General features: G+C 50.8%; 7 protein-coding genes and 1 pseudogene. 4 read left to right on the top strand and 4 right to left on the bottom strand.

Annotated features, from left to right (window positions below; genetic code table 11):
• Window positions 1–216 precede the first annotated feature (216 nt).
• Entirely contained in the window at window positions 217–660 is a 444-nt protein-coding gene (gene mscL, locus HMPREF3047_RS02130) for a large conductance mechanosensitive channel protein MscL (protein WP_070712060.1), read from the bottom strand.
• 448 nt (window positions 661–1108) lie between these two features.
• Complete coding sequence (fabI, locus tag HMPREF3047_RS02135) at window positions 1109–1897, bottom strand: enoyl-ACP reductase FabI (RefSeq protein WP_003748060.1); 789 nt, start codon at window positions 1895–1897, stop codon at window positions 1109–1111.
• 207 nt (window positions 1898–2104) lie between these two features.
• Between fabI and ppk1 the strand changes: the two genes are divergently transcribed.
• From ppk1 to HMPREF3047_RS02155, 4 genes and pseudogenes are all read left to right on the top strand, one after another.
• Entirely contained in the window at window positions 2105–4162 is a 2058-nt protein-coding gene (gene ppk1 / locus HMPREF3047_RS02140; RefSeq protein WP_070712061.1) for a polyphosphate kinase 1, read from the top strand.
• 100 nt (window positions 4163–4262) lie between these two features.
• Window positions 4263–6278 (top strand): prolyl oligopeptidase family serine peptidase, encoded by a 2016-nt coding sequence (locus HMPREF3047_RS02145; protein WP_070712062.1) that lies wholly within the window; start codon window positions 4263–4265, stop codon window positions 6276–6278.
• A 179-nt stretch (window positions 6279–6457) separates the two neighbouring features.
• A pseudogene (locus tag HMPREF3047_RS11555) lies at window positions 6458–6646 on the top strand (hypothetical protein); the annotation flags it as partial.
• Between the two features lie 52 nt (window positions 6647–6698).
• Window positions 6699–6896, top strand: coding sequence for an aminotransferase class IV (locus tag HMPREF3047_RS02155; protein ID WP_283127032.1), 198 nt, complete (start codon window positions 6699–6701; stop codon window positions 6894–6896).
• A gap of 63 nt (window positions 6897–6959) precedes the next feature.
• Here HMPREF3047_RS02155 and HMPREF3047_RS02160 read toward each other — a convergent pair whose 3' ends face one another.
• Window positions 6960–8417, bottom strand: coding sequence for a DUF389 domain-containing protein (locus HMPREF3047_RS02160; protein WP_070712063.1), 1458 nt, complete (start codon window positions 8415–8417; stop codon window positions 6960–6962).
• Window positions 8418–8692: 275 nt separating this feature from the next.
• A partial coding sequence (locus tag HMPREF3047_RS11560; protein ID WP_283127033.1) for an IS1595 family transposase occupies window positions 8693–8996 on the bottom strand: 304 nt, incomplete at its 5' end.

Genomic DNA, 8996 nt, shown 5'->3' on the forward strand with positions numbered 1-8996 from the left:
ATCGGGCTTTTTTATTGGCAAGGAGTTATGCTGCTCTTATTTTCTTTGTGTTTACCATGAGCGTTGCTTCATGGTTGAAAAAGCAGGATAGATTGCTGAGAAAGGGAAGGCATGGTTTTTTCAATAGGAAGGGCTTAAGGAAAAATGGTATGAGAAAAGCCGTCTGAAATGGTTTCAGACGGCCTTGGTTTGTGTGTGTATGTTTAGGTATTGTGATTAGTTTTTGTTCAGAGAGTCACGGATTTCGCGCAACAACAGAACTTCTTCGCTAGGCTCTGCTGGTGCTTCTTCAGCAGGAGCTTCGGCTTTTTTCACAGAGTTGATGGCTTTAACCACGCAGAAGATGGCAGCGGCGATGATCAGGAAGCTGATTACAGTGTTGATGAACAGACCGATGTTCAGGGTAACGGCACCGGCTGCTTGAGCAGCCGCCAGGTTGGCGTAACCAGCTTCAGGAGCGGCTTGTGCGCCGTCTTTCAGCGTGATGAACAGGTTGGAGAAATCAACGCCGCCGATCAACAGACCGATAGGAGGCATGATTACATCGTCAACTAATGATTTGACGATGCTGCTGAATGCTGTACCGACAACCATACCGACTGCGAGGTCGATCACGTTGCCACGCATAATAAATTCTTTAAATTCTGAAGCGATTGACATAATTAATCTCCTGTATGTGTTTGAGTCAAAATCAGATGTGATTCAATAAATCGGCAGGCATATTAACGCTTTATCGGTTAAGAAAAATTCATTAATGTTAAATTTTGTATTTTATGCCAAAAATGTCCTGCTTCTATGCCTTCTGTATGAAAAACAGGCCGTCTGAAATTTTTCTGTTACTTTTTTACACCACTTTTTATCAGCGGCTAAGTATCAGATAACATGAATGTTATCTTTAGAATCAATGCTCTATCTTGCCTTTTAAATGAGATGAAATGATAACGTTGTAATGTTATATGCATAGCACGTCAAGTCCTACTAAGAGTATGTTTCAAGCTTGTATTTGAATTTCAGACGGCCTTATTAGTTATGCAGTCATTCAAACCATAATGTAATGGCCATAAAAAACGCACTTTCATGATGAAAGTGCGTTTTGCGTAAAAACTGTTTAGTTCTCTTCGTCGTTCAGCGCGTTGATGCTGTAACCGCCGTCAACGTATGTAATCTCGCCGGTGATGCCGGAAGCGAGGTCGGACAGCAGGAAGGCGGCTGTATTGCCGACTTCTTCAGTGGTAACGTTGCGGCCCAATGGGTTGTGGGAAGCGACGTGGCCCAAGAGTTTGCTTAAATCGGCGATGCCGGAAGCGGCCAGGGTTTTGATCGGGCCTGCGGAGATGCCGTTGCAGCGGATGCCTTCTTTGCCCAGGCAGGCGGCGGTGAAGCGGATGCCGGCTTCAAGGCTGGCTTTGGCCATGCCCATAACGTTGTAGTTAGGAATGGCACGAACGGCGCCCAAGTAGCTCAGTGCAACGATTGCGGCGTTGCGGCCCTGCATCATCGGACGTGCGGCTTTGGCCAGCGCAGGCAGGCTGTATGCGGAGATTTCGTGAGCGGTGTTGAACGCTTCGCGGCTGATGCTGTCGAGGAAGTCGCCGCTCAAGGCTTCCTTGGGGGCGAAGCCGATGGAGTGGACGAGGCCGTCCAAGCCGTCCCAGTGTTTGCCCAAATCAACGAAAACTTGGTTGATTTCGTCATCGCTGGCAACGTCGCAGCGGAACACGAGTTCGGAGCCGAGTTCGGCCGCCATTTTACGGACGCGCTCTTCCAGTTTGTCGACAACATAAGTAAATGCCAATTCCGCGCCTTGTTCGCGGCAGGCTTTGGCGATGCCGTAAGCGATGGAACGCTCGGAGATCATGCCGGTAATCAGAATTTTTTTGCCTTGCAAAAAGCCCATTTTCTTATCCTTTAGCAGTGGTATTGCGGTTGCATTAAACTGCGCATTATAGCAAAAACCGCTGTTTCGGCATAGAAAAAACGGATAACCCTTTGTCTTGCCTCAAATAGGGATGAGGTTGTCTGCTAAGGCCGTCTGAAACCTGACGGAACAGCGGCAAAACGTTATACTTGATCATCTTAATGACCGATGTTTCAGGAGTGAACCATGCCCGAGCAAAACCGAATTCTTTGCCGGGAACTCAGCCTGTTGGCGTTTAACCGCCGTGTACTGGCTCAGGCGCAGGATACGAAAGTTCCTTTGTTGGAGCGTTTGCGTTTTTTGTGCATTGTTTCTTCCAATTTGGACGAATTTTTTGAAGTTCGCATGGCGTGGTTGAAACGCGAAAACAAACTGCGTCCGCATCAACTGCTCGACAACGGCAAAACCGCAGCCGAAACCATTGAGGCGGTGGCAAAAGAGGCGCAGGCGCTGATCCGCGAGCAATATGATTGGTTTAATAATGTGCTTCAACCCGAACTTGACCGTGCAGGCATCCATTTTTACCGCCGCCGCAATTGGACGGCCGCGCAAAAGAAATGGATTGAAAACTATTTCGACAACGAGCTTTTGCCCATTCTCACGCCCATCGGTCTCGATCCTTCGCACCCGTTCCCGCGCCCGTTAAACAAATCGCTCAACTTTGCCGTCGAACTCGAAGGCACGGATGCGTTCGGCCGTCCGTCCGGAATGGCGATTGTGCAGGCGCCGCGCATTTTGCCGCGTGTCGTCCCCATGCCGTCTGAAATTTGCGGCGGCGATGCAGGCTTTGTGTTCTTATCGTCTATTTTGCACGCCCATGTCGGCAAACTTTTCCCCGGCATGAAAGTGAAGGGTTGCCATCAATTCCGCCTCACGCGCGACAGCGATTTGACGGTGGATGAAGAAGATTTGAAAAATCTGCGTGCCGCGATTCAAAACGAATTGCACGACCGCGAATACGGCGACGGCGTGCGCTTGGAAGTGGCGGACACTTGCCCGGCATACATTCACGATTTCCTACTCGCCCAGTTCAAACTGACTTCTACCGAGCTGTATCAGGTCAAAGGGCCGGTCAATTTGGTGCGCCTCAATGCCGTTCCCGATTTGGTGGACAGGCCGGATTTGAAGTTTCCGCCGCGCAACGCAGGCCGTCTGAAAGCCTTGCGTAAAAACGGCTCCGTGTTCAAACTGGTCAAACAGTCGCCGATTTTGCTGCACCACCCGTATCAGTCGTTTGATCCGGTTGTCCAAATGATACGCGAGGCTGCGGCCGATCCGGATGTGTTGGCCGTCAAAATGACCATCTATCGTACCGGCAGCAATTCCGAGCTTGTGCGCGCATTGATGAAGGCCGCGCTGGCGGGCAAACAAGTTACCGTCGTGGTCGAACTGATGGCGCGTTTTGACGAAGCCAACAACGTCAACTGGGCGAAGCAGCTGGAAGAGGCAGGCGCACACGTCGTGTACGGCGTATTCGGCTACAAAGTCCATGCCAAAATGGCTTTGGTTATCCGCCGCGAAGACGGCGTGCTCAAGCGTTATGCCCACCTCGGTACCGGCAACTACCACCAAGGCACATCGCGCATCTACACTGACTTCGGCATCATCACCGCCGACGAACAAATCACTGCCGATGTGAACATTCTGTTTATGGAAATCACAGGCTTGGGCAAGCCGGGCCGTCTGAACAAGCTCTATCAAAGCCCGTTTACCCTGCACAAAATGGTCATCGACCGCATCAAGCAGGAAACAGAACACGCCAAAGCCGGCAAACCGGCGCGGATTATCGCCAAGATGAACTCCCTCATCGAGCCGAGCGTAATTGATGCGCTGTATCAGGCCAGTGCGGCAGGCGTGCAAATCGATCTGATTGTGCGCGGTATGTGTACCTTGCGCCCGGGTGTCAAAGGCTTGTCCGAAAACATCCGCGTCCGTTCCATCATCGGCCGCCAACTCGAACACTCGCGCGTGTATTGCTTCCATAACAACGGTGCAGACGATACCTTTATCTCCAGCGCCGACTGGATGGGTCGCAACTTCTTCCGCCGCATTGAAGTCGCCACGCCGATTACCACGCCCGAACTCAAAGAACGCGTGATCCGAGAAGGCTTGGAAATGGCCTTGGAAGACAATACCCAGGCTTGGCTGATGCAGCCTGACGGCAGCTACGTCCGCACCCAGCCGAAAGACGGTGAGCCTGCGTTTGGTTTGCAGGAAGGTTTGTGGAAAATATACGGGCGTTGAGTTGAAGAATGTTCAGGCCGTCTGAAACGCAGGTTTCAGACGGCCTTTTTTGATTTTGCCGTTATAATTCCATTTCCCAATCTTTCAGACGGCCTTTTCTATGAAATCCTACCCCGATTCCTATCTCCATTTTGAAAACCTCGAATCTCCCGAAACGCAAAATTTCGCCGCCGCGGCGCATGCCGAAACGCGCAAGCGTTTTTTAGAAAACGACAAGGCGCGCGCATTGTCCGACGGTATTTTGGCGCAATTGCAGGACACACGGCAGATTCCGTTTTGTCAGGAACACCGCGCGCGGATGTACCATTTCCATCAGGACGCGGAATATCCGAAGGGCGTGTACCGCGTGTGTACCGCGGCGACGTACCGTTCCGGCTATCCTGAGTGGAAAATCCTGTTTTCAGTGGCGGATTTCGACGAATTGCTTGGCGACGATGTGTATTTGGGCGGCGTGTCGCACTTGGTGGAAAAGCCCAACCGCGCGTTGTTAACACTGAGCAAATCGGGCGGCGATACGGCGTACACGCTGGAAGTGGATTTGGAAGCAGGGGAGTTGGTAGAAGGCGGTTTTCACTTTCCGGCAGGCAAAAACCATGTGTCGTGGCGCGATGAAAATAGCGTGTGGGTGTGTCCGGCTTGGGACGAACGCCAGTTGACCGAATCGGGCTATCCGCGCGAAGTGTGGCTGGTGGAGCGCGGCAAAAGTTTCGAGGAAAGCCTGCCGGTGTATCAAATTGCTGAAGACGGCATGATGGTGAACGCTTGGCGCTATCTCGATCCGCAGGGTTCGCCGATTGATTTGATTGAAGCGTCGGACGGTTTTTACACCAAAACCTATTTGCAGGTGTCGGCCGAAGGTGAGGTGAAACCGTTAAACCTGCCCAATGATTGCGACGTGGTCGGCTATCTGGCCGGACATCTTTTGCTGACGCTGCGCAAAGACTGGAATCGCGCGAACCAAAGCTATCCGAGCGGCGCATTGGTGGCAGTAAAATTAAACCGCGGCGAATTGGGCGCGGCGCAGCTTTTGTTTGCGCCTGATGAAACACAGGCATTGGAAAGCGTGGAAACGACCAAGCGTTTTGTCGTGGCGAGCCTGTTGGAGAACGTACAAGGCCGTCTGAAAGCATGGCGCTTTACCGACGGCAAATGGCAGGAAGTCGAACTGCCGCGCTTGCCTTCGGGTGCGTTGGAAATGACCGACCAACCGTGGGGTGGCGACGTGGTTTACCTTGCCGCCAGCGATTTCACCACGCCGCTGACGCTGTTTGCGCTGGATTTGAACGTGATGGAACTGACCGTCATGCGCCGTCAGCCGCAGCAGTTCGATTCAGACGGCATCAACGTGCAGCAGTTTTGGACGACTTCAGCCGACGGCGAGCGCATTCCTTATTTCCACGTCGGCAAAAACGCCACGCCCGACACGCCGACCTTGGTTTATGCCTACGGCGGTTTCGGCATTCCCGAATTGCCGCATTATCTCGGCAGCGTCGGTAAATATTGGCTGGAAGAGGGCAATGCCTTTGTATTGGCGAACATCCGCGGCGGCGGCGAATTCGGCCCGCGCTGGCATCAGGAGGCGCAGGGAATCAGCAAACACAAAAGCGTTGATGATTTATTGGCAGTTGTGCGCGATTTGTCCGAACGCGGCATGAGTTCGCCCAAACACATCGGTTTGCAGGGCGGCAGCAACGGCGGCCTGATTACCGCCGCCGCCTTCGTGCGCGAACCGCAAAGCATAGGCGCGCTGGTGTGCGAAGTGCCGCTGACCGATATGATCCGTTATCCGCTGCTCTCCGCCGGTTCAAGCTGGACGGACGAATACGGCAATCCGCAGAAATACGAAGTCTGCAAACGCTGGCTGGGCGAATTGTCGCCGTATCACAATCTTTCAGACGGCATCGATTATCCGCCTGCGCTCATTACCACCAGCCTCAGCGACGACCGCGTCCACCCCGCACACGCGCTCAAGTTCTACGCCAAACTGCGCGAAACCTCGCCGCAATCTTGGCTCTACTCGCCCGACGGCGGCGGCCATACCGGCAACGGCACGCAACGCGAATCCGCCGACGAACTTGCCTGCGTGTTGCTGTTTTTAAAAGAATTTTTGGGGTAGAAGCAAGCAGCAAGACTGACCGTTTTGTAAAGTTGAGAAACAAAATACTCTTGTTTCGGCAAGTGAAAAGAAGGCCGTCTGAAAAACGAATATTAAAGTTTTTCAGACGGCCTTCTTTTCTTTTAACTTTCAACAAGTCCCGATAAAATGGACACTTTGTAAGTGATCATTGATGGAAGATGCAATTATGGCAACCGAACCGAAAAATTATACACGATTTAGAAAATAATTCCAAACAAAACAATATATTAAAACTCAAACAAATCTTTCCCGAAGTCTTTTGCGAAGACCAAATCGACTTTGAGAAACTCAAACTCGTCCTTGGCGCAGAAAACCTTGCCGGTGTGGGCGAACGTTATCAACTCGATGCTGTAGAAACTAGTAGCGTTGTTTACAGTATTTCCAGGAGAATACTGAAACATGGACATGCACAAAAACACCCGTCTCACCCCGTCTCTGGATTTGGATATCCTCAACGGCATCATGCGCCAAGCCGTGTTGCAGCAGCTGCAAACCTACTTGGGCGCGGACACCATCATCGAAACGCACATTACCCGCGACATGCTCGAACGCGCAGAAAAAAATCCGCCTCTCCAACGCCTTGAGAGGCGTGTTTGAGGCGGATTTGGTGTACTAGGAACAATCAATGATTTCTCGGAAATGGATAAAGCCTGAAGGCGATTATTCGTTAGACGGTTTATCTGTCTGAGACTTGTGCGTTAATAATATGCGCACGACCTTACCCTCATAACGCTGGCTTAACCACGCCTGTATCCGCTCGTGATCTTTGGCAGGTAGTGGCTGCTCCAATTCGAGAGAGACAACGACGATATCGTCATATGTATCTGTCTTCGGTTCTGCGTTTTTTTGGCTTTCAGACTGTTCGGAAACAGGCGTTGTTTGCGCTTTATCCCAAGCCAAGCCGCGTCCGACAACGATTTTTTCCGCTTCCGGATATTGGGCTTTTAATTCCTTGAGTACCGCTGCATCGTCGATATCGGAGGCTTTGCCTGCCAGTATGGTATCGATATAGGCCTGCTGCTCTTTCAGCTCATTTTGCTGCTGAACCGGGTTGTTTCGGCTTGCCAGCAATTCTTCGATTTTGGCATTGTTCCCTCCCGCATAGACCACGTTGACCTTCGGCTCTTTCACCCCCGACGCGTTAAGGCTTTTCACCAGCAAGGCGGAAATTTTCTCGGCATTGCCCGTTCCATTGACAATCAGACCGACTTTATTTTCTCTGTGGTTCAACATCTTACGCAGCACGAAAAAACCTTCCTGTTGCTGCGCAGTGGCAATGGCGGCATTGGCTCTGGTGTTGAAGATCTCCTGACGCACCAGCCCTGATGCCATATAGCCGCTCGGAATCATCACAGCCAACACGACGGCAGTAATAATGATGCTTTGCAACCGGCGTTTGGATTCCGTTACCAACCCCCTGCGCGGCAGCTTGAGCAGCTTAGAAAACAACAAGGTCGAAAAAGCGATGAACACGCAGTTGATGGCAAAAAGATATGAAGCACCGAGAAAGTAGTGCCAGTTGCCATGTGCCAGTCCGTAGCTCGCAGTACACAGGGGCGGCATCAATGCGGTAGCAATCGCCACACCCGGTATGGCATTGCCTCCTTCTTTCCGAGTCAGCGCCACAATACCCGCACTACCGCCGAAGAAGGCAATCAACACATCCCAAAGGGTCGGCTGAGTACGCGCCAAAAGCTCGCTTTGCGCCTCTTTAAGCGGGGTTAATAGGAAATACAACGTAGCGGTAATCAAGCTGATGACGACGAATATAATAATATTGCGCACGGCTTGACGGATCAGCGCAGTATCCCCTACCGCTAAACCGTAACCCATACCGACGATCGGCCCCATCAACGGCGAAATCAACATCGCTCCGATCACTACCGCCGTGCTGTTTACATTCAGACCGATACTCGCCACGGCAATGGCAAACATCAATACCCACATATTGGTTCCGGACACCCGAGTATTGGCGCGGATGACGGCATCAATTTTATCGGGATGGGCCTGGTCATGCGCAAGATTGAACACATCTTGCAACTTGGTCATGGCACCATTGTCTTCTTTTGGCTGATTTTCTTGTTCTTCTTGGTTTTTAATGTTTTCTTGGTCTTGCATTTTCATCCTTAAATCAATCTTAACGATTGTCTCTGAATATTTAATTAACTGGAATTTCGGATACTGATAATTATGCTTTAATACTGATTTCAAATATGATTAAGCAGATACCTTGCAGAAGGTTAGTATACACATGAAAACGCTGACAACGCTGATCCTGCGTAGGCCTTCACGAAACCAGCATATGCAAAAACCTTCTCTCAAATCTAATTCCTACTTTTTCAGCAGCAACCGCCATCAAAATTTTTTTAAGGGGCTGTACTAGTAGATTAGCCCTAAATTCCACACCATTTTTGCAGGATTTTAAGCTGTTGAGACGGTGTGCCGAAATTAAATCGAAATTCGCATTCTTTCAAGAACAGCGGGAAAGATTTGCGATCGATTCCATTGTATTTTCGCAAGACACGTTTTGCCTGATTCCAAAAATTCTCAATGCCATTAATGTGGTTCTGACGGTCGGCAAATTCCTTGGAATGGTTGATGCGGTAATGGATGAAACCGCTCACGTCCAACTTGTCGTAGCTGCTCAGGCTATCCGTGTAAACAATGCTGTCCGGCATGATTTTCTTTTTAATGACA

Origin of the sequence: Neisseria sp. HMSC075C10 (genome assembly GCF_001815615.1) — a bacterium.
GTDB classification, from domain to species: Bacteria; Pseudomonadota; Gammaproteobacteria; order Burkholderiales; family Neisseriaceae; genus Neisseria; species Neisseria subflava_A.